This is a genomic window from Pseudoxanthomonas daejeonensis, assembly GCF_010093205.1.
Classification (GTDB): Bacteria; Pseudomonadota; Gammaproteobacteria; order Xanthomonadales; family Xanthomonadaceae; genus Pseudoxanthomonas; species Pseudoxanthomonas daejeonensis.
On record NZ_PDWN01000016.1, the window covers coordinates 69,162 to 87,567 of the forward strand.

Below are 18,406 nucleotides of genomic sequence, written 5' to 3' on the forward strand. Positions count from 1 at the left end.
CATTGGCCGGTCCAGCCTTCGTCCGGCTCCTCACGTCGCGATCAGGTGCGTGAATCGTCGGACCGGGGCGCATCACGCAACGACGGGGCTCGCCGGCGATTGGCTGAACCTGCGCCGCCGCGTGCATTCTCGGGCAGGTTTTCGTTCATTGCCGCGCCGATAGGGTCAGCCGCGCCCACTCCAAGGGCACTAAAACAATGAACAGGAGAGTCCCCATGCGTTCCATTCGAATTTTGACCCTGGCCCTGATTCCTGCCCTGGCGTGCGCGCCGGCCTTCGCCCAGGACACGACCGACGCGGGCACCGCATCCGGCAAGCGCTTCGCCGTGGTCGGCAGCTACACCCACCTGGATCCGTCGGGCGACATCGCCCCGGGGCTGGACGTCGACGGCGGCGCCGCGCCGACCATCAGCGCGAGCTGGTTCGCCAACGACAACATGGCCGTCGAGCTGTGGGGCGCGGCCGACAAGTTCAACCATCGCGTGCGTGCCGACGGCGTCGGCAAGATCGGCACGGTCGAGCAGCAGCCGATCGCGCTGAGCGGCCAGTGGCACTTCGGCCAGGCCGACAGCGTCTTCCGTCCGTTCGTGGGCCTGGGCTACTACGAATCCAACTTCAGCAACGAAGACATCTCCGGCGGTGGTGACCACGTCGGCCTGGAGACGGCCAAGGGCGCGATCGGCACGGTCGGCATGGACTTCAACATCAACCCGACCTGGTTCGCCCGCACCGACGTGCGCTACATGCACGCGCGCCCGGAAGTACGCGTGGCTGGCGAAGGAACCGGGCAGGACCTCAAGCTCGATCCGTGGACCGTCGGCATCGGCCTGGGTGCGCGCTTCTGACCCCCGACGCGTCCGCACTCATCGAAAGGGCCCGGAGACGGGCCCTTTCTTTTACTTCCACCCCGTGCATGGAGCACCCGCGTCAGCGTGGGGAACGGTCGTAGCCGCGGTATCGCTCGAAACGTCGCGCACGCCGGTGCAGTCCAAAGGCCTGTGCGGTCGCGTAGCCCAGCAGCAGTGCGGCGACGGCGAGCAGGCCGGCATGGCTCAGCCAGCCGCTTTCCGGCCATTGCGCACCGTGCAACCAGACCCGCGTCGCCTGGACGATACCGGCGCCGATCCGCACTGCGACCAGCAGGGTCAGCGCGAGCACCAGCCAGCGGTTGGACTGGTAGTACAGGCCCTGCGGCGTGGGCTCGAAACGCGTGAGCGCATGACCGAACGCGCCCAGCAGCAGTCCCGCCGGCCAGGCGATGGCGCAGTAGCGCCAGGCGTCGGGCCAGAAGAACCCGGCGATCAGCACCGACACGGCGAACAGCACCGTGGACACCAGCGACGCCCACCATCCCAGGGCCAGCACCCAGCTCCAGGCGCGCCGGCGCGCACTGCCCACGCGATAGCGCTGCCACAGCATCAGCGGCAGCAGCGCGAGCGACAGGACCAGCAACAGCGCCAGCAGGGGCAGCGCCAGCAGCAGCAACACCAGCAGCATTCCGATTCACCTTCAGCCGGATTGCACCCAGCTTACCGCTGCGCAGGTCGCGCGTTCCTACAGCGAATCGATCGGCGGCGCGCGCTGCGCCCTGACAGTGCGCTCGCGACGCAGCAGGTACAGGCCGCTGGCGACGATGATCGCCGCGCCGATCCAGGTCGTGGCATCGGGCCAGGTGCGCCAGAACAGCCAGTCCCAGGCGATCACCCAGACCAGACCGGTGTACTCCAGCGGCGCGATCAGCGAGGCTTCGCCGCGCATGAAGGCATTGGTGAGCGCGATCTGTCCCAGTGCCCCGGCCAGGCCCATGCCGAGGATCAGCGCGGTATGGTCCCAGCGCAGCGGCACCCAGCCGGGAATCGCCGCCAGGCCCGCGCCCACCGCCATGATCGCCAGGAACCAGACCACCATCGCCTGCGGGGTGTCGGTACGGGTCAGCAGGCTGACGGTCACCGCCGCGATGGCGTACGCAGTCGCGGCCAGCAGGACCATCAAACCCGGGAAAGAGATGATCCCGTCCACGCCCGGGCGCAGCACCACGATCACCCCGACCAAACCGATGGCGATCGCCGTCCAGCGCCGTGGCCCCACCTTCTCGCCCAGCAAGGGCACCGACAGCGCCGCCACCAGCAAGGGCGCGACGAAGTAGATCGAGTAGGCCGTGGACAGCGGCATGCGCTTCAGCGCGAACACGAAGCAGCCGATCATCACCATGCCCAGCACCCCGCGCAGCAGGTGCAGGCCCCAGCGCACCGGCACGATCGAGCGCGCCCCGGCGGTGGCCAGCACCCAGACCAGCACGAACGGCAAAGAGGCCGCGCCGCGCAGCAGGGTCACCTGCATGGGCGGATAGTGCGCGGCGAGTTGCTTCATGCCGGCGTCCATCAGCGAGAAAGCGGCGACGGCGGCGAGCATCCAGCCGATGGCGGCCAGCGGGGAACGGGACGGAGACATCGCCCATTATCGCTGTCCGCCGCCGGCGATGCCCGCCCCGGCGCGACCTGGTGGGCGTCGCGCCCTAGAATGGGCGCCATTCTTTCCGCAGGAGCCCTGCCATGCCTTCCTTCGACGTCGTCTCCGAAGTCGATACCCACGAGCTGACCAATGCGGTCGACCAGGCCAGCCGGGAGCTGACCACGCGCTTCGACTTCAAGGGCGTGGATGCGAAGTTCGAGCTCGAGGAAAGCGTGGTCAGCCAGTCCGCGCCCAGCGACTTCCAGCTCAAGCAGATGACCGACATCCTCAAGCAGCGACTCACCGCCCGGGGCATCGACATCCGCTGCCTGGAGTTCGGCGACGTGGAGACCAACCTGGCCGGTGCCCGGCAGAAGGTCACCGTCAAGCAGGGCATCGAGCGCGACATCGCCAAGAAGATCACCACCACGCTCAAGGACGCCAAGCTCAAGGTCGACAGCCAGATCAACGGCGACAAGCTGCGGGTGAACGGCAAGAAGCGCGACGACCTGCAGGACGCCATCGCCGTGCTGCGGAAAGCCGACTTCGGCATCCCGCTGCAGTTCGACAACTTCCGCGACTGAGCCGGGGGAACGACCATGTCCGACGACCAGGATGCGCCGAACGGCCCGGGTGCCGAAGAGGCGATCGCCGCCACCCGCTCATGGCTGGAGAAGGCGGTCATCGGCCTGAACCTGTGCCCGTTCGCCAAGGCGGTGTACGTGAAGGAGCAGGTGCGGTTCGTGTTCAGCGATGCGACCACGCCCGAACAGCTGATCGAGCAGCTCGGCGAGGAGCTTCTGCTGCTGCGCGACACGCCTGCCGAACAGGTCGACACCACCCTGCTGGTGCATCCGTACGTGCTGCAGGACTTCCTCGACTACAACGACTTCCTCGAGCAGGCCGACACGCTGGTCGAGGTCCTCGAGCTGGACGGGGAGCTGCAGGTGGCCAGTTTCCACCCGGACTACCAGTTCGCCGACAGCCGGCCCGACGACATCGAGAACTACAGCAACCGCGCGCCCTACCCGACCCTGCACCTGCTGCGCGAGGACAGCGTCAGCCGTGCGGTCGAGGTGTACCCGGACCCGGATTCGATCGTGGAGCGCAACTACGCCACGCTGCGCGAGCTGGGCCATGAAGGCTGGCGGAGGCTGTTCGACGACACGCCCCGCCACTGACCTGGCCTGCGCGACAGGGCGTCGCGGGGGCCCGTCGGTACCTTCAGCCTGTCACCAGTTGCGCTTCCAGCAGACGCTGCGCGTCTGCCAGCGAAGGGACGATGCGGTGCGCCAGCGCGCGCACGGCTGCATCGGGTTCGAGCATGTCGGGCACCTGTACCGGCGTCATGCCCGCGGCGAGGGCGGCGCGCACGCCGGTCGGCGAATCCTCGAGCACCAGGCAGCGCCCGGGCTCGACCCCGAGGGTCGACGCCGCCAGCAGGTAGACGTCCGGCGCCGGCTTGGGCCTGGGTACGTCGCTGCTGGTGCAGACCGCGTCGAAGTACGGCAGCAGTCCGGCGGCGTCGAGCTTGCGCATCGCCAGCGGACGGCGGGTCGAGGTCGCCACCGCGCGCGGGATGCCGCGCGCGACCAGCCATTCAAGCAACTCGACGATGCCAGGACGATGGTCGATGCCGGCGTCGGCCACCGCGTCGTACAGCGCTTCGGAGCGCAGCAGGAGTTCGTCGGCCGCGACCTCGCCGATCTGTTCGGTCAGCAGGCGACGGCACAGGCCATCGCCGCCGCCGATCATCTTCAACCACAGCGAATCGGGCAGCGCGTGGCCCAGCTCGCGCGCCGCCGATGCCATGCACGTGTTGATCGCGCGCTCGCTGTCGAGCATCAGCCCGTCCATGTCGAAGATCACCGCATCGGGCAGGAACGGCAGCGGGGCGACGGGGGGCACGGGGCTCACGCGGTTTCCGTGTTGAACAGGCGGGCCAGGTCGGCGGCGTCCAGCGCGCGCCACTGGCCCTCGGCCAGGTCGTCCAGCGCCAGCCCGCCGACCTGCGGCCGGTGCAGCGCTTCGACATGGTTGCCGATGGCGGCGAACATGCGCCGCACCTGGTGGTAGCGGCCTTCGTGCAGGGCCAGGCGCACGTGGCGCGGGCCCAGTACCTCGAGTTCCGCCGGCAGCAGCGGCGTGGTTTCCGCTTCGAGCATCAGGGTGCCGCTGGCGAACAGCGCGACCTCGTCGCCGCGCAGGTCGTTGGCCAGCGTCGCCTCGTAGAACTTCGGCAGCTTCGATTTCGGCGAGACGATCCGGTGCAGCAACATGCCGTCGTCGGTCATCAGCAGCAGGCCGGTGGTATCGCGATCCAGGCGCCCGACCGTGGACAGCACCGGATCGCGCTGGATGAAGCGCGGCGGCAGCAGGTCGTAGACCGTGCGGCCCTTGTCCTTGGTCGAACAGGTATGGCCGGCAGGCTTGTGCAGCATGAGCACCAGGCCCGAGGGCGGATCCAGCGGCTCGCCATCCACGCGCACGTTGCCGTGGTCGAGCGGGTCATCGGCGTACAGCACTTCGCCGGCGGCATCGGTGACGCGGCCCTCGCGGAACATCCAGGCCACTTCCTTGCGGCTGCCGTAGCCCAGGTTGGCCAGGTGCTTGACCAGCTTCATCGACTTGCTCATCGACGCCTCTCCCTCGTCGCCTTGACTCTAATTGCCGGACCCTTCGACGGCACGCTCTTCACCGCTTCGATCACCTTGAAACCGCCACCCTCGGCCAGCACCCGTCGCGAAGCGAATGCCTGGGCCAGGGTGTCCTCGTACGGGAGGTGGCGGTTGGCGACCAGCAGCAGGCGACCTCCGGGGCGCAACGCCTGCGCGGCGACCTCGATGAAGCGCTGGCCCAGCTCCGGCCGGTCGCCGCGATCGTGCGCATGGAACGGCGGATTGCTGACGATGAAGTCATAGCCGCCTTCCGCCAGGCCGCGGGTGACGTCATGCCAGTGGAAGGCGAGCGTGGCGCGGTCGGCGTGGGCGAGGTTGTCGCGTGCCAGCTCCAGCGCGCGTGCTTCGGCTTCGAACAGGTCCAGCGCGGTCGCGCCGGGGCAACGTGCCAGCACCTCGGCGGCCAGGTAGCCCCAGCCCGCGCCCAGGTCCGCGCCGCGACCGGCCAGGTCCGTGGGCAGGTGCGCGGCCAGCAGCGCCGACGCCGGATCGATCCGGTCCCAGGCGAACACGCCGGGACGGCTGCGGAAACGCCCGCCCAGGATCGGACGCGGCGCATCGGCCTGGCGCCAGCGCTCCAGCAATGCCGCGTCATGCGCGCCCGACAGCGGGGGCGTCCAGAACACGCGGCAATGGAACTTGGTCAGCGTGCCGCCGAGGCCGGCGAGCTGCTGCAGGTCCTTCTCGCGCGACTTCGCGCCTTCGTCATTGGCTACCGCGGCCACCACGCGCGCACCGGGCGCGGCCATTTCGACCGCGCGCGCCAGCAAAGCCTGGGCTTCGTCGCGCTGCCGCGGCGGCAGGACCAGCACCAGCGATGCGCCGGTTCCCGTATCGAGTTCGGCCTGCACCTGGAGCCCGGCCAGCTCCAGCCCATCGGCCAGCGGCTTGAAGCCCTGCTCGGCGTGCAGGCGATCCAGCGCGAACTGGCGCAGCGGCCAGCCGTCGCGCGCGCGCAGGAACGCGATGTCGCCGTGCCCAGGCCACGGCAGCGCGCCGCTTTCGAACGGCAGCATCAGGGCCTTCAGGGGTTCATCGTGGAGAGTCAAGCGGGAGGCGCCGTACCGGGCGGGCCATTATCCGCTATTGCCGGTGGCGGGCGGCCCACCGCGTCCCTGCACGGTGTCCAGGGGTCGCGCTGCGTTCACGCATCGCGGCCGGCGCGAACCGCCTGCCGCGATCCGGGCCGCACCTGACCCGGGTCAAGGCGCCTGCCGCCCCCTTGCGCGACCCTGCGCCTGCCCCCATGGAGCCTGCTATGGAAACCGCCGCACCCCCGCTGGAGATCGACGCTGACATCGTCGCGCGCGGGATGGGGCTGGACGTGGCCGCGTTCCGGAAACTGATGGACGACGGCAAGATCGCCACACTGTGCGAGCGCGGTACCGGCGAGGATGCCGGCACGTGGCGGGCATCGTTCTACTACGCCGGAAAACGCGCGCGCTTCGTCATCGACGCGCAGGGCAACCTGCTGGACAGTTGATCCGCACAGGCACTCAGCGACGCGCGCGGGGTGGGACGGAGACCCTTTTCGTTGGCGGCTGGCCGGTGAGCGCGGCCTGCCGCACCCGGCTCAGGCTGCCCAGCGCGTACCGGTAAGACCATTCGACCAGTTCGCCCAGCCACGCATCGGGCAGGGTGCGGACATCGACCACGGTCACCCAGCGGTGGCGGCCACGCCAGCGCGCCGGGCGGATGCCGGGAATGTCGGTCAGCTCAAGGAACCGTTCCGGCGATGCCTTGAAGCTGAAGCGCCAGCGCTCCGGTTCGCTGGTCTTGAAGTAGGCGAAGGTCTTCCCGCCGATCGAATACACCAGGATGTTGGCCGGCGGGCCAGCCTCGCGGACCTGGGCACCGGCGAACGCGGCGCAGAACGTCTTGAGTTGCGTGGTGTCCACCCGTCCTCCGTCGCTTGCTGCGCACGTGGGCGCGGCGCCCGTGATGCGAATGAGCCGTCCCGCGATCAGACCGGCGTCGGGTTGCGATAGGCGAAACCGGCCTGGTGCCAGTACGGATAGGGCTTCGTCACCACGCTGGCGGCATCGAGCCTGGCGACCTGCCCGGCATCCAGGTTCCAGCCGACCGCGCCGAGGTTCTGCGTGAGCTGCTCCTCGTTGCGCGCGCCGATGATGACGCTGGAGACGGTCGGCCGCTGCAGCAGCCAGTTCAGCGCAACCTGCGGCACGGTCCTGCCGGTCTCCGCGGCGACCTCGTCGAGCGCGTCGACCACGCGGTACAGGCGCTCTTCTTCAACCTGCGGGCCGGAGTCGACCGCGGTCTGCGACTGCAGCCGGCTGGACTCGGGCAGCGGCTGGCCGCGGCGGATCTTGCCAGTGAGCCGGCCCCAGCCCAGCGGGCTCCATACCACCGTGCCCACACCCTGGTCTTCGGCCAGCGGCATCAGCTCCCACTCGTAGTCGCGGCCGAGCAGCGAGTAATACGCTTGGTGCGCGACGTAGCGGCTCCAGCCGTAGCGATCGGACGTCGCCAGCGACTTCATCAGGTGCCAGCCGGAGAAATTGGACACGCCCAGGTAGCGGATCTTGCCGACCCGCACCAGGTTGTCGAGCGTGGACAGCACCTCTTCCACCGGCGGACGGGCGTCGAAGCCGTGCAGCTGGAACAGGTCGATGTAATCGGTACCCAGCCGCCTCAATGCGGCGTCGACCGCGTTGATCAGGTGGTAGCGCGAGGAGCCGACCTGGTTCTCGCCGTCACCGGAGCGGAAGGTGGCCTTGGTGGAGATGAGAAGGGAATCGCGCGGGCGGCCCTTGATCGCTTCACCCAGGATTTCCTCGGCGGCGCCCTTGGAGTACACATCCGCGCTGTCGAACATGTTCAGACCGGCATCCAGGCAGATGTCGAGCAGACGCCGCGCCTGCGCGACATCGGTGCTGCCCCAGGCGCTGAACAGCGCGCCGCTGCCGCCGAAGGTGCCGGTGCCGAAACTCAGGACGGGAACACGAAGGCCGGAGCGGCCGAGATAACGGTATTCCATGGGGGAAATCCTTGCGGGGAAGCGGAGCGCCATTTCACTCCTGCAGCGTGACCGGCTCAAGGCCAGCGACGGGATGCTGGGTTGCGGCGACTTGGCCAGGCGCGTTCACCCGCATCCCTGGGAACGCGCTGCGCCCGGTCGCAGGAGTATGCTCGATGCATACCGCCGCCACGACAGGAATTCCCCCATGCCGATCACACGTCACCAAGCGCAGGGCTTGCTGAGCACTGCCGAGATGGAGCTCTACGACGAGAGTCGAAGCAATCCGTTGCGCAAGCTCGACGAAGCCGCGCTGCAGAAGCGCATCGACCGCATGCGCCGCGCCCGCGAGCGCGCACGCGACCTGGTGCAGAAGCAGAAGCTGGCCTCGCGCGATGCCACCGGCAGCAAGCGAGGCACCAGTGGCGTGGCCAACCAGCGCAGCAAGGACAAGGCCGCACTGCTGGACGACATCCTCAAGCGCTTCGAAGGCGCGCTGAACCCGGGCGCCAAGGCAGCCGCCAAGCCGGCCGCCGCGACAGCCACAAAAAAGGCCGCCAGGAAGACGACCGCGACCAAGCCGAAGAAGGCATCACCCCGTGTCGTGGCGCGCGAGGCGTTGCGGCAGATGGCCGGCAGCACCGCAGCCCCCGCGAAGGCGCCGGCGCGCAAGATCAGCGCGCGCGACGTGGCGGCCAAGAAGCGCATCCAGGCGACACGGGCCAAGAAGAAAACCCTGGACAGGAATAGCCCGAACGAGCGCGCGCACCGGTCCTGGCAGAGCAGGGACGCGGTCGACGCGTCCTCCAGCGCCGGCCCGGGCTCCATGTCGCCCGGCGCCGCCAACAGGGCCAAGCGCCTGCATGCCGGCCAGAGCCGGACGAAGCCGATCCAGGGCAGCGTCAGCACCCGCGGCAAGCGCAACCAGGCCCGGCGCGACGGCCGCAACAGCGACGGCTGAATCTCGCGCGGGGCCATGGCGGCGACGGACGGAGTCCATGGGACTGGCGGCGTCGCCGCTTCTACCGGGACCTGCGACGACGGTGCGACCGGCTTCCACGCCAGCGCTTGCACGGTACGTAACCGGCTGACGCGCCTGCTCGCAAGAACGGCCGCATGCGCGGACATACACGCGCAGGTGCAGGCGCTATCCTTGCCACATGCAACTGCGCCATATCGCCGCCAACCGGTACGTGACTCCGCTCCGCGAAGGTGGCTCGATGCCGGCCGTGGTCGAGGCCGACGACCAGGGCCTGTACGTACTCAAGTTCCGCGGTGCCGGCCAGGGGCCGAAGGCGCTGGTAGCCGAGGCGATCAGCGGCGGACTGGCCCGCGCGCTGGACCTGCCGATGCCCGAGATCGTGCTGATGGACCTGGATGCCGAACTGGCGCGCACCGAGGGCGACCCGGAGATCCAGGACCTGATCAAGGCCAGCGCCGGGCTCAACCTGGCGATGGACTACCTGCCCGGCGCGATCAACTTCGACCCCGTCGCCGAACAGCCCGATGCCGACCTCGCTTCGCGCATCGTCTGGTTCGATGCGCTCACCAGCAATGTCGACCGCACCGCGCGCAACCCGAACATGCTCATCTGGCACGGGCGCCTGTACCTGATCGACCACGGTGCCTCGCTGTACTTCCACCATGGCTGGGACGGCGACATCTCCCAGGCCGGCAAGCCCTTCCCGCTGATCCGCGACCACGTGCTGCTGCGCTGGGCCAGCAGGCTCGCCGAGGTGGATGCCGACATGGCACGGCGGTTGCCCGACGCGGTCATCCGCGACGTCGTCGCCCAGGTGCCCGATGCGTGGCTGCAGGGTCCGGATGCATTCGCCGATCCCGCCACGCAGCGCGCGGCCTACGTCGATTACCTGGTGCGCCGGCTCGCGCAGCGCGAAGGCTTCGTGCAGGAGGCGATCCGTGCACGTGCATGACACCTACGACTACGCGGTGGTCCGCGTGGTGCCGCGCGTGGAGCGCGAGGAGTTCGTCAACGTCGGCGTGATCCTGTCGTGCGAACGCGCGAAGTTCCTGGAGGCCTGCATCGAAGTGGATGAAGCCCGCCTGCGCGCGCTCGACCCCGCGATCGACCTGGGCATGGTCGGCCGGCATCTCGACGCCATCGCGGCGATCTGTCGCGGCGGCGAGGCGGCGGCGCCGATCGGCCTGCTGCCGCCACGCGCGCGCTTCCACTGGCTCACCGCCAAGCGCAGCGCGATCATCCAGACCTCGCCGGTGCACATGGGCCGCTGCGGCGGCGACCTGGCGGCCACGCTCGACCACCTGATGGAACGGATGGTGCGGTTGACGAAGCCCGCGGGGTGATCGGGCGCCGGTTCACTGCTCCCGCGCAGGCGACGGCGCCGCGGGCGTGTCCGCTGCGTCACCGGCCGGCAGGCGCGCGATCCGCCAACCCGTGAAGCCCAGCAGCAACGTCAGCAGCGGCGCGGCGTAGTTGAACACCGCGAACGGGAGGTAAGCCATCGTGGACACGCCCAGCACCACCGACATGTAGGCGCCGCACGAGTTCCACGGCACCAGCGCCGAAGTGACGATGCCCGCATCGCCCGTCGCCCGCGACAGGTTCTCCGGCGCCAGGCCGCGTCGTGCGAACTCGGAGGCATACAGCCGGGTGGGCAGCAGCAGGGCGATGTACTGGTCCCCCGCTGCGATGTTCAGGCCGATGGACGTGCCCACCACCGAGGCGAACAGCCTGCCGGTGGTCCGTGCCCGGTGCAGCAGCGGCGCCACCAGCTTGCCGAGCAGGCCGAAGTCGTCGACCAGGATGCCGAAGGTGACCGCGCCGATGATCAGCCAGATGGTCAGCAGCATGCTGTCCATGCCGCCGCGCGAAAGCAGCGCGTCCACCTCCGCCATGCCGGTGTCCACGCTGAAGCCGTTGGCCATGGCCAGCCACACGCCCTTGATCGAGACCACGACCACCGACTCGTCCGCCGAGGCGACGAACTGCGCCACCGCCTGCGGCTGCAGCAACGTGGCCATCACCCCGGCCAGCAACGCCGAGCACATGATCGCCAGCGTCGCCGGCACCTTGCGCATCGACATCGCCAGCAGGAGCAGCAGCGGCAGCAGGTTCCAGGCGCTGATGTCGAAGAGCTGGTCGATGTGCGCCAGCTCGGACGATACGACCGCATCGGACAACCCGCCGCGCTGCGAAAACCCCAGCGCCACGAACACGGCCAGCGCGATGAGCCCTGCGGGGACCGCGGTCCAGGCCTGGTAGCGGATGTGGCGGAACAGGTCCACGCCATTGAGCTGTGCGGCCAGCACCGTGGTTTCCGACAGCGGCGACGTCTTGTCGCCGACATAGGCGCCGGCGATCACCGCCCCGGCGGTCATCGCCGGCGACACGCCGATCATGTGCGCCAGCCCCATCAGGCCCACGCCGACCGTGCCGGCGGTGGTCCACGAACTGCCGATGCTCAGCGAGATCGCCGCGCAGACCAGGAACGCCACCGGCAGGAACCACGCCGGGCTGATCAGCTTGATGCCGTAGTACACCAGCGTGGGGATGGTGCCGGACATGTTCCAGGTACCGATCAGCGCACCGACCGCGAGCAGGATGAAGATCGCGCCGACCACGGTGGACAGGCCCTTCTGACCGGACTGCGCGATCGCCTCCCAGCGGTGACCGTTCTTGAGGATGACCGCGACCGCGGACATCGAGGCCAGGATCATCGCGACCTGCATCGGCCCGTCGATCGCGGCCATGCCGAACAGCGCGACCGAGGTGCCGACCAGCACCACCAGCACGACCAGCGGCAGGGCCGCGTCGAGGTAGGACGGCGCCCGGACCGGACGCGGGGTTTCGGGTGCGCGTTCCATGCTCGCTTCCCCAGGGTCGCCGTGGCTTCACGGCTTGCGACGGAGGCCGTCCGCCTCGCACGGCGACTATGCGCCGCGATCGGAAGCGTGTCGAGGCGCCTCCGCGCCACGGTGGATATCCGGACCTCAGGCGTCGTGCGGCTCCACCACTACCGCCGTGCCATAGCACAACACCTCGGTGAGCCCCGCCATGAGATCGGTGGCGTCGTACCGGACCGCGACGATGGCGTTTGCGCCCAGCTGTCGGGCGTGCTTCAGCATGTCGCGATAGGTTTCGTGGCGGGCCTGTTCGCACAGCTCGGTGTAGATGGTTATGTTGCCGCCGAACAGGGTTTGCAGCCCTCCAAGGAGGTTGCCGACGATCGAGCGGGACCTGACGGTGATGCCGCGCACCAGCCCGACGTTGCGGGTGATCCGGTAACCGGGAAGCTCCAGCGCCGTAGTGACCATCGAGTCGTCGAGCGAAGCGATCACCCGTCGGCTTCCCGAGGAGTTGTATGGATCCGTCATTGTTCTTCCAGCTGGGAAATGGATTCGATCCGGTTTGGCAATCCGGCATGGAGGGTCCGCGATGGCGCGTGCCGGGGCACGCTCGACACGCTCACTTCGAAGCGTCGCCCGCCACCACCGGATAGCCCAGGCTCACCCAGCCCTGGATGCCTTCATGGAGGACCGCTGTGTTCTCGAACCCCCCCTCCTCGCGCAGCCACTTGACCACCGAATCGGCGGCCGCGCGCGGGCACTCGCAGTAGGCGACGATCCACGTGCCGTCGCGCGGCAGGCTGGCGATGGCTTCCTCGCGATTGGCGTAATACGGCACCGGCACGGCACCCTCGATGTGCGCCATCTGCCACATCGAGGCCACCCGCGTATCGAGCAGGACCATGCGGCGTTGCGCACGCAGTTCGCGATCCAGCACCGAGGCGCTGACATAGCGCCCGTCCTTGAGTTCGCCGAAGTCCGGGGCCGCCCCTTGCGGGTTGATCACGTACTGGCCCAATGGCGGCGGCGTGCGCAACGCGCGCGTGGCCGTGCTCCAGCCCGTGCTGCGACTGCGCAGGAAGGCGGTGACATTGTCGATGTCGCTCGCGGACAGCACCTTGCCGAAGGCCGGCATCGGCGTTTCCTGGCGCCCCTCGACGATCGCATGGCGCAGGAAATGGTCCGGGGTCAGGGCCAGCATCGCCGCGTTGCCCAGTGCCGTGCCGGTGACGCCTTCACCCTCTGGGCCATGGCAGGTCACGCAGTTCTGGCGGTAGACCTGCGCCCCGCGGGCGACGTCGCCGGCGATCCGGTCGTGCCCCTTCCTGTAGTCCATCTCCAGCGGCTCGACCTTGGCCGTCTCGCGCAGCCACAAGGTCAGGTCGACGATGTCGCGCCGGGTCAGCGGGCCACCCACCTCATCGATGTAACCCCCCATCGGCGTGCCCTGCCGCCCGTAGGCGATGGCCTCGCGGATGGTCATCGGGAATCCGGATTCCAGCAGCGACTTGGAGCGCAGCGATGGTGCATGGTCGTTGGCATGTCCCTCGCGTTCCTTGCCGTGGCACAGGGCGCAGTACTGCTGGTAATTGTGCTCGGCCTTGACCGCGCCCTCCGGGGTCAGCGCCGGTCCCTGCTGGGCAGAGGCCGCGCCGGCGGAAAGGCTGGCGAGCAGGAATACGGCTGTGCGCAGGCGGCGATGCGTCATCTGGTTTCCCCATGGCAATGGCTGAGGCGGTGCGGAGGTTGCGGTGTGCGCACGTAGGCGCACGCAGCACGCCTCCGCCCTTACCAGGGCACCGGCTCATGTCCCGCCGCTGCATGCTGACGTTATACAGGGCTCGGCCAGGCTTCGATCGGCCGCTGCCGCGCTACCGCAGGACCGCGGGCGCGTCGATCGCGGCGGCGGCCTGGACGCCTGCGCGTCACCCCGTGTACTGCAAAGACACCCGCCTGGTCCCGCACAGCAGGCGGTAGCTGATGCGCTGGCTGCACGCCACGACCTGTACGGCCGGAACCTGCCGGCCCCACAGTTCCACCCGGCTGCCGAGGATCGCGACGGTCGCGGCGTCCAGGCCTCAGCGCGCCGCCTGCGCCTGGGCCCGTGCCGCCTCCACCGCCGCACGCGAATGCAGCAGGGGCTGCCCGCCCGCGTTGGGGGTGGCGGTACTTTCGAGCAGTCCGCGCAGCTGGGCGCCGCTGAGCTGCGGCGCCACGGTGAGCATCGCTGCGGCGGCGTTGACGACCAGCGGCACCGCCATCGAGGTACCGGATGGAAACGAGGCGCCGCCCCCTGGCAGGCGCGCCGGCACCCGCTCGCCGTTGGCGAACAGGGTGATCTCCGCGCCGGTGTTGGTCCAGTCGGTCGCCGCGCCGTTGCGGTCCACCGCGCCGACCAGGATGAAGTTGGGCAGGCTGAAGCGGGTGGCCGGGTTCTCGTCCTGCAGGCTGGCCCCGGCATTGCCGGCGGCGCCGACGAAGAGCGCCTGCGGTGCCGCGCGCATGCCCTGCTGCAGGACCCCGCGGATGCGCTCGACCGTGTAGCGTGCCAGCTCCTTGCGCTCGCCTTCCGGCATTTGCGGCGCACAGGCTTTCAGGTTGCCCAGGTAGGCGCGCTCGGATCGGCCCCAGGACATGTTGACCACGCGCGCGCCATTGTCGACCAGGAACGCCAGCAGGTCGCCGATCGATTCGGCCTCGCGGTCGGCCAGCTCGCGCGTCCAGCACGGGACCGGCGGCCGTCCATGCCACCACTGCTGGCGCGCGACCACCAGCTCGGCCGCGGGCAGGCCGCGCAGCGCGATGTCGGCGATCGCTGTGCCATGCACGTAGCCGCTCCAGCGGCCGGTGACGTCGTCGAACGCGTCGGCCTCCTCGGGTGTCTGCGCCTTCATGCGCGCAACGATCTCGCGCGCCTCGGCGCTGTCGACGCCACCGTCGCGATCGTCCAGCGCCCGCAGGATCGCGTTCAACTCGTCCTGCCGTGCCAGCACGGCTTCGGGAAGCACCGCCATCGGCGTGTCCTGGCGCTGCTTGAACGCGTCGTAGCCCCGCACCAGTGGCCGGCCCGCGGCATCGTGCGCGACCTGCCCTGGAAACAGCGCCAGGTCCACCCCGCTGTCCCAGATGCCGATGCGCACCGGCGGTACACCGGGCGTGGCGGCGATCGCCACCTTCCGTGCCTCCCAGAACGGAGCCGCCGTTTCGTCCGCGGCCACCGCAGAGGTGGCCAGTCCCCATATCAGCCACACGACCGACAGTCGCACGCCAGCGCGTTTCATCGTGTCCATGCCCGTCCCCGTCCTGATTCCCCGAATCGCGGCCACACGTGCGCCATGCGCGCCGCGTGTTTCATTGCCTGCACGCTGCCGTGCCCGGCTACACCCACACGTCGTTCGGCGCGGTGTACGCGCCGCCGGCCTCGCCGGTGTTCACCACGCCCTTCGGCTCCACGAGCATGACGCAGCACTCGCGGGCCGCGACCGGCCGGTGCTCCACGCCCAGCGGCACCACGTACATTTCGCCGGCCGAAAGCCGGACCTCCCGGTCGCGGAACTGCAGGGTCATCTCGCCGTCCAGCACGATGAACACTTCATCGGTGTCCGCGTGCGAATGCCAGACGAACTCGCCCTGGATCCTGACCAGCTTGAACTGGTAGTCGTTCATCTCGGCGACCACCCGGGGCGACCAGTGCTCCGAGAAACGGGCGAGCTTGTCGCGCAGGTTGATGGCAGCGTCCGGCATCGCGTACCTGGTGGCAGGCCGTCCCGGTAGAGGGACATTGCGATCGATGTTCCGGCCGATGCGCGAAGGGTGTCAACCGCAGCCGGCGCCGGGCGGTCAGCCCACGTACTGGAGCGGCGCCCGTTTCACCGCGCACAGCAGGCGGTACGCGCTGGTCTGGCTGTGCGCCACCACCTGCGCGGCCGGCACCTGGTTGCCCCACAGCTCCACCCGGCTGCCGACACCGGCCTGCGGATGGTCGGTGAGGTCCACGGTGAGCATGTCCATGGAGACGCGACCGACCAGGCGGCCTGGCCGCTCGTCGATGGCCACCGGCGTGCCGTTGACCGCGAACTGCGGATAGCCGTCGGCATAGCCCATCGCGACCACGCCGATGCGCGTGGGCCGCTCGGTGACGAAGCGCGCGCCATAACCGACCGGCTCGCCGGCAGGCAGTTCGCGCACGGCGATCACCTTCGATTCCAGGGTCATCACCGGGCGTAGTTGCGCGGCGATGTCGTTCGCCTGCGCGAAGGGCGAAACGCCGTACAGCATCAAGCCCGGGCGTGCCCAGTCGGCACGGGCCTGCGGCCAGCCGAGCAGCGCCGGCGAGTTGCACAGGCTGGTTTCACCGGCAAGACCCACGGTGACAGAGGCGAAGTTCGCCAGCTGCTCGGCGGTGCGCACGCAGTCGGGTTCGTCGGCGCGCGCGAAGTGGCTCATCTTCACGATGTCGCCGACGTGCGGCAATGCGCGCAGCCTTTGCCAGGCATCGCGATAGTCCGCGGCGTCCAGGCCGACGCGGTGCATGCCCGAATCCAGCTTCAACCAGACCTGCAGTGGCCTGGGCAGCGGCGTGCGTTCCAGTGCTTCGACCTGCCAGCGCGCGTGGACCACGGTCCACAGGTCGTGCTGGACGACCAGCGCCAGTTCGTCGGCGTCGAAGAAGCCTTCCAGCAGCAGGATCGGCGCGCGGATGCCGGCATCGCGCAACGCCAGCGCCTCTTCGATGCATGCCACCGCGAAGCCGTCGGCCTCATCCTGCAGCGCCAGCGCGCAACGCACGGCGCCGTGGCCGTAGGCGTCGGCCTTGACCACCGCCAGCGCGCGACCGCCACCGAGCTGGCGTGCCAGCCGGTAGTTGTGGCGCAAGGCTTCCAGGTCGATCAGGGCGCGGGCGGGACGCATCGTGGGTTGCGGCAGGCGTGTGCGGGCGGAAGGAGCACGCGCGCGATCAGGCGCGGTGTGCGCCCATTGTCGCCGGAATCGCCTCGCCGCCCACGTCGCTCTCGCGGGCACCGCCCGTGTAACGGGAGATATCCAGGCCTTCGCTGCGGATCCCGGTCGGGCGGTGGGCGATGACATCGGCCAGGAAGCGACCCGAGCCGCAGGCCATGGTCCAACCCAGGGTGCCGTGGCCGGTGTTGAGGAACAGGTTGCGCAGCACGGTTGCGCCCACCACCGGCGTGCCGTCCGGCGTGGCCGGGCGCAGGCCGGTCCAGAACTCGGCGCGGGCCAGGTCGCCACCCTGCGGATACAGGTCGTTGACCACCTTCTCCAGGGTCGCGCGGCGACGCGGATCCAGGTCCAGGTCGAAACCGGATACCTCGGCCATGCCACCGACGCGGATGCGGCGGTCGAAACGGGTGATGGCGATCTTGTAGGTCTCGTCGAGCACGGTCGACGCCGGCGCCATCGCCGCGTCGGTGATCGGGATCGTCAGTGAATAACCCTTGAGCGGATACACCGGCAGGCGCATGCCCAGCGGCTTGAGCAGCTTCGGCGACCAGCTGCCCAGGGCCAGCACGTAGCGGTCGGCGGTCTCGAGCTTGCCGTCGATGCGCACGCCGGTGACGCGATCGCCGTCGGACTCGATCCCTTCGATATTGGCGCCGTAACGGAACTCGACGCCTTTCAGGCGCGCCAGCGCTGCCAGGCGCTCGCAGAACAGCTGGCAGTCGCCGGTCTGGTCGCCCGGCAGGCGCAGGCCACCGACCAGCATGTCGGCGGTCGCGGCCAGCGCCGGTTCGACCCGGGCGACGCCGGCGCGGTCGAGCACTTCATACGGCACGCCGGCCTCGTCCAGCACGGCGATGTCGCGCGCGGCCGCGTCGAGCTGGGCCTGGGTGCGGAACAGCTGGGTGGTGCCCAGGCGACGGCCTTCGTAGGTCAGGCCGGTATCGGCGCGCAGTTCGTCCAGGCAGTCGCGGCTGTACTCGGCCAGGCGGACCATGCGCTCCTTGTTCACCGCGTATCGGTCGGCGGTGCAGTTGCGCAGCATCTGCGCCAGCCACAGGTACTGGTCCGGATCGAGCGTGGGCCTGATCGCCAGCGGCGCGTGCTTCTGGAACAGCCACTTCACCGCCTTCAACGGCACGCCCGGGGCGGCCCACGGCGAGGCATAGCCCGGCGAGATCTGCCCGGCGTTGGCATAGCTGGTCGAACGCGCCGGCCCTGGCTCGCGGTCCACCACGGTCACCTCGAAGCCTGCCTGCGCCAGGTACCACGCGCTGGTCACGCCGATCACGCCACTGCCCAGTACCAGAACCCGCTGCATCGCACCGCCCTCGATTTAGGCGCTTCCACTGGATGAATGGGTAAGCTGCCGGCAAGGCGCGCAGTATATGGACGAATATCCGGTTGTTTTTTCCGTTTTTCTGGCGTGTTAAGGTGGATTCGCCTTAACAACCTGGCACTCCGTGGAGGTTTCCTTGGCCGCTGACCGTCCCGCCCGTCCGCGCCCCCAGCC

Annotated in this window: 21 protein-coding genes; 7 read left to right on the forward strand and 14 right to left on the reverse strand. The window is 69.4% G+C overall.

Annotation, left to right across the window (positions count from 1 at the left end; translation table 11 throughout):
• The first annotated feature begins 215 nt into the window (after positions 1 to 215).
• The gene (locus tag CSC65_RS14605; RefSeq protein WP_162411310.1) at positions 216 to 845 is read left to right on the forward strand and encodes an OmpW/AlkL family protein; all 630 of its coding nucleotides are present in this window, start codon (positions 216 to 218) and stop codon (positions 843 to 845) included.
• A gap of 82 nt (positions 846 to 927) precedes the next feature.
• Here the strand turns inward: CSC65_RS14605 and CSC65_RS14610 are convergent, their stop codons facing one another.
• Both CSC65_RS14610 and CSC65_RS14615 read right to left on the reverse strand, forming a co-directional pair.
• Positions 928 to 1,497, reverse strand: a complete 570-nt coding sequence (locus tag CSC65_RS14610) for a CcdC protein domain-containing protein (protein WP_238390418.1) — start codon at positions 1,495 to 1,497, stop codon at positions 928 to 930.
• Positions 1,498 to 1,554: 57 nt separating this feature from the next.
• On the reverse strand, positions 1,555 to 2,451 hold the full coding sequence (locus tag CSC65_RS14615; protein ID WP_162411311.1) for a DMT family transporter: 897 nt from the start codon (positions 2,449 to 2,451) through the stop codon (positions 1,555 to 1,557).
• Positions 2,452 to 2,552: 101 nt separating this feature from the next.
• Between CSC65_RS14615 and CSC65_RS14620 the strand changes: the two genes are divergently transcribed.
• Together CSC65_RS14620 and CSC65_RS14625 are read left to right on the forward strand one after the other, a co-directional pair.
• Entirely contained in the window at positions 2,553 to 3,035 is a 483-nt protein-coding gene (locus CSC65_RS14620) for a YajQ family cyclic di-GMP-binding protein (RefSeq protein WP_162411312.1), read from the forward strand.
• 15 nt (positions 3,036 to 3,050) lie between these two features.
• Positions 3,051 to 3,632 (forward strand): DUF1415 domain-containing protein, encoded by a 582-nt coding sequence (locus tag CSC65_RS14625; RefSeq protein ID WP_162411313.1) that lies wholly within the window; start codon positions 3,051 to 3,053, stop codon positions 3,630 to 3,632.
• Positions 3,633 to 3,675: 43 nt separating this feature from the next.
• Here CSC65_RS14625 and CSC65_RS14630 read toward each other — a convergent pair whose 3' ends face one another.
• From CSC65_RS14630 to CSC65_RS14640, 3 genes are read right to left on the reverse strand one after another with little or no spacing between them, the layout of a single operon-like run.
• On the reverse strand, positions 3,676 to 4,359 hold the full coding sequence (locus tag CSC65_RS14630; RefSeq protein WP_162411335.1) for an HAD family hydrolase: 684 nt from the start codon (positions 4,357 to 4,359) through the stop codon (positions 3,676 to 3,678).
• 5 nt (positions 4,360 to 4,364) lie between these two features.
• The gene (locus CSC65_RS14635; RefSeq protein ID WP_162411336.1) at positions 4,365 to 5,075 is read right to left on the reverse strand and encodes a pseudouridine synthase; all 711 of its coding nucleotides are present in this window, start codon (positions 5,073 to 5,075) and stop codon (positions 4,365 to 4,367) included.
• Between the two features lie 8 nt (positions 5,076 to 5,083).
• Positions 5,084 to 6,145 carry a class I SAM-dependent methyltransferase gene (locus CSC65_RS14640; protein WP_162411314.1) on the reverse strand — a complete coding sequence of 354 codons (1,062 nt, stop codon included), beginning with the start codon at positions 6,143 to 6,145 and terminating at the stop codon, positions 5,084 to 5,086.
• A 242-nt stretch (positions 6,146 to 6,387) separates the two neighbouring features.
• Between CSC65_RS14640 and CSC65_RS14645 the strand changes: the two genes are divergently transcribed.
• Positions 6,388 to 6,612 (forward strand): DUF6522 family protein, encoded by a 225-nt coding sequence (locus CSC65_RS14645; protein WP_162411315.1) that lies wholly within the window; start codon positions 6,388 to 6,390, stop codon positions 6,610 to 6,612.
• A gap of 13 nt (positions 6,613 to 6,625) precedes the next feature.
• Here the strand turns inward: CSC65_RS14645 and CSC65_RS14650 are convergent, their stop codons facing one another.
• Positions 6,626 to 7,027, reverse strand: coding sequence for an MmcQ/YjbR family DNA-binding protein (locus tag CSC65_RS14650; RefSeq protein WP_162411316.1), 402 nt, complete (start codon positions 7,025 to 7,027; stop codon positions 6,626 to 6,628).
• Between the two features lie 65 nt (positions 7,028 to 7,092).
• Complete coding sequence (locus tag CSC65_RS14655) at positions 7,093 to 8,127, reverse strand: aldo/keto reductase (protein WP_162411317.1); 1,035 nt, start codon at positions 8,125 to 8,127, stop codon at positions 7,093 to 7,095.
• A gap of 187 nt (positions 8,128 to 8,314) precedes the next feature.
• Between CSC65_RS14655 and CSC65_RS14660 the strand changes: the two genes are divergently transcribed.
• The 3 genes from CSC65_RS14660 (at position 8,315) to CSC65_RS14670 (ending at position 10,431) form a co-directional block, all read left to right on the forward strand.
• Positions 8,315 to 9,067 (forward strand): hypothetical protein, encoded by a 753-nt coding sequence (locus tag CSC65_RS14660; protein ID WP_162411318.1) that lies wholly within the window; start codon positions 8,315 to 8,317, stop codon positions 9,065 to 9,067.
• 205 nt (positions 9,068 to 9,272) lie between these two features.
• The gene (locus tag CSC65_RS14665) at positions 9,273 to 10,040 is read left to right on the forward strand and encodes a HipA family kinase (protein WP_162411337.1); all 768 of its coding nucleotides are present in this window, start codon (positions 9,273 to 9,275) and stop codon (positions 10,038 to 10,040) included.
• On the forward strand, positions 10,027 to 10,431 hold the full coding sequence (locus tag CSC65_RS14670; protein WP_162411319.1) for a DUF3037 domain-containing protein: 405 nt from the start codon (positions 10,027 to 10,029) through the stop codon (positions 10,429 to 10,431). Before CSC65_RS14665 ends, CSC65_RS14670 begins: the two co-directional genes overlap by 14 nt.
• Positions 10,432 to 10,443: 12 nt before the next feature.
• Here CSC65_RS14670 and CSC65_RS14675 read toward each other — a convergent pair whose 3' ends face one another.
• The 7 genes from CSC65_RS14675 to CSC65_RS14705 all read right to left on the reverse strand — a co-directional run bounded on the left by CSC65_RS14675 (position 10,444) and on the right by CSC65_RS14705 (position 18,214).
• Positions 10,444 to 11,952, reverse strand: coding sequence for a Na+/H+ antiporter NhaC family protein (locus CSC65_RS14675; protein ID WP_162411320.1), 1,509 nt, complete (start codon positions 11,950 to 11,952; stop codon positions 10,444 to 10,446).
• A 126-nt stretch (positions 11,953 to 12,078) separates the two neighbouring features.
• A complete protein-coding gene (locus CSC65_RS14680; RefSeq protein ID WP_162411321.1) occupies positions 12,079 to 12,462 on the reverse strand; it encodes a YbjQ family protein in 384 nt (127 codons plus the stop codon).
• Between the two features lie 91 nt (positions 12,463 to 12,553).
• Positions 12,554 to 13,642, reverse strand: coding sequence for a c-type cytochrome (locus CSC65_RS14685; protein WP_162411322.1), 1,089 nt, complete (start codon positions 13,640 to 13,642; stop codon positions 12,554 to 12,556).
• 370 nt (positions 13,643 to 14,012) lie between these two features.
• The gene (locus CSC65_RS14690; RefSeq protein WP_162411323.1) at positions 14,013 to 15,224 is read right to left on the reverse strand and encodes a S8 family peptidase; all 1,212 of its coding nucleotides are present in this window, start codon (positions 15,222 to 15,224) and stop codon (positions 14,013 to 14,015) included.
• Between the two features lie 88 nt (positions 15,225 to 15,312).
• Positions 15,313 to 15,678 (reverse strand): cupin domain-containing protein, encoded by a 366-nt coding sequence (locus CSC65_RS14695; RefSeq protein ID WP_162411324.1) that lies wholly within the window; start codon positions 15,676 to 15,678, stop codon positions 15,313 to 15,315.
• 96 nt (positions 15,679 to 15,774) lie between these two features.
• Positions 15,775 to 16,845, reverse strand: a complete 1,071-nt coding sequence (gene alr / locus CSC65_RS14700; RefSeq protein ID WP_162411325.1) for an alanine racemase — start codon at positions 16,843 to 16,845, stop codon at positions 15,775 to 15,777.
• Positions 16,846 to 16,891: 46 nt separating this feature from the next.
• Complete coding sequence (locus CSC65_RS14705) at positions 16,892 to 18,214, reverse strand: D-amino acid dehydrogenase (RefSeq protein WP_162411326.1); 1,323 nt, start codon at positions 18,212 to 18,214, stop codon at positions 16,892 to 16,894.
• Between the last annotated feature and the right edge of the window lie 192 nt (positions 18,215 to 18,406).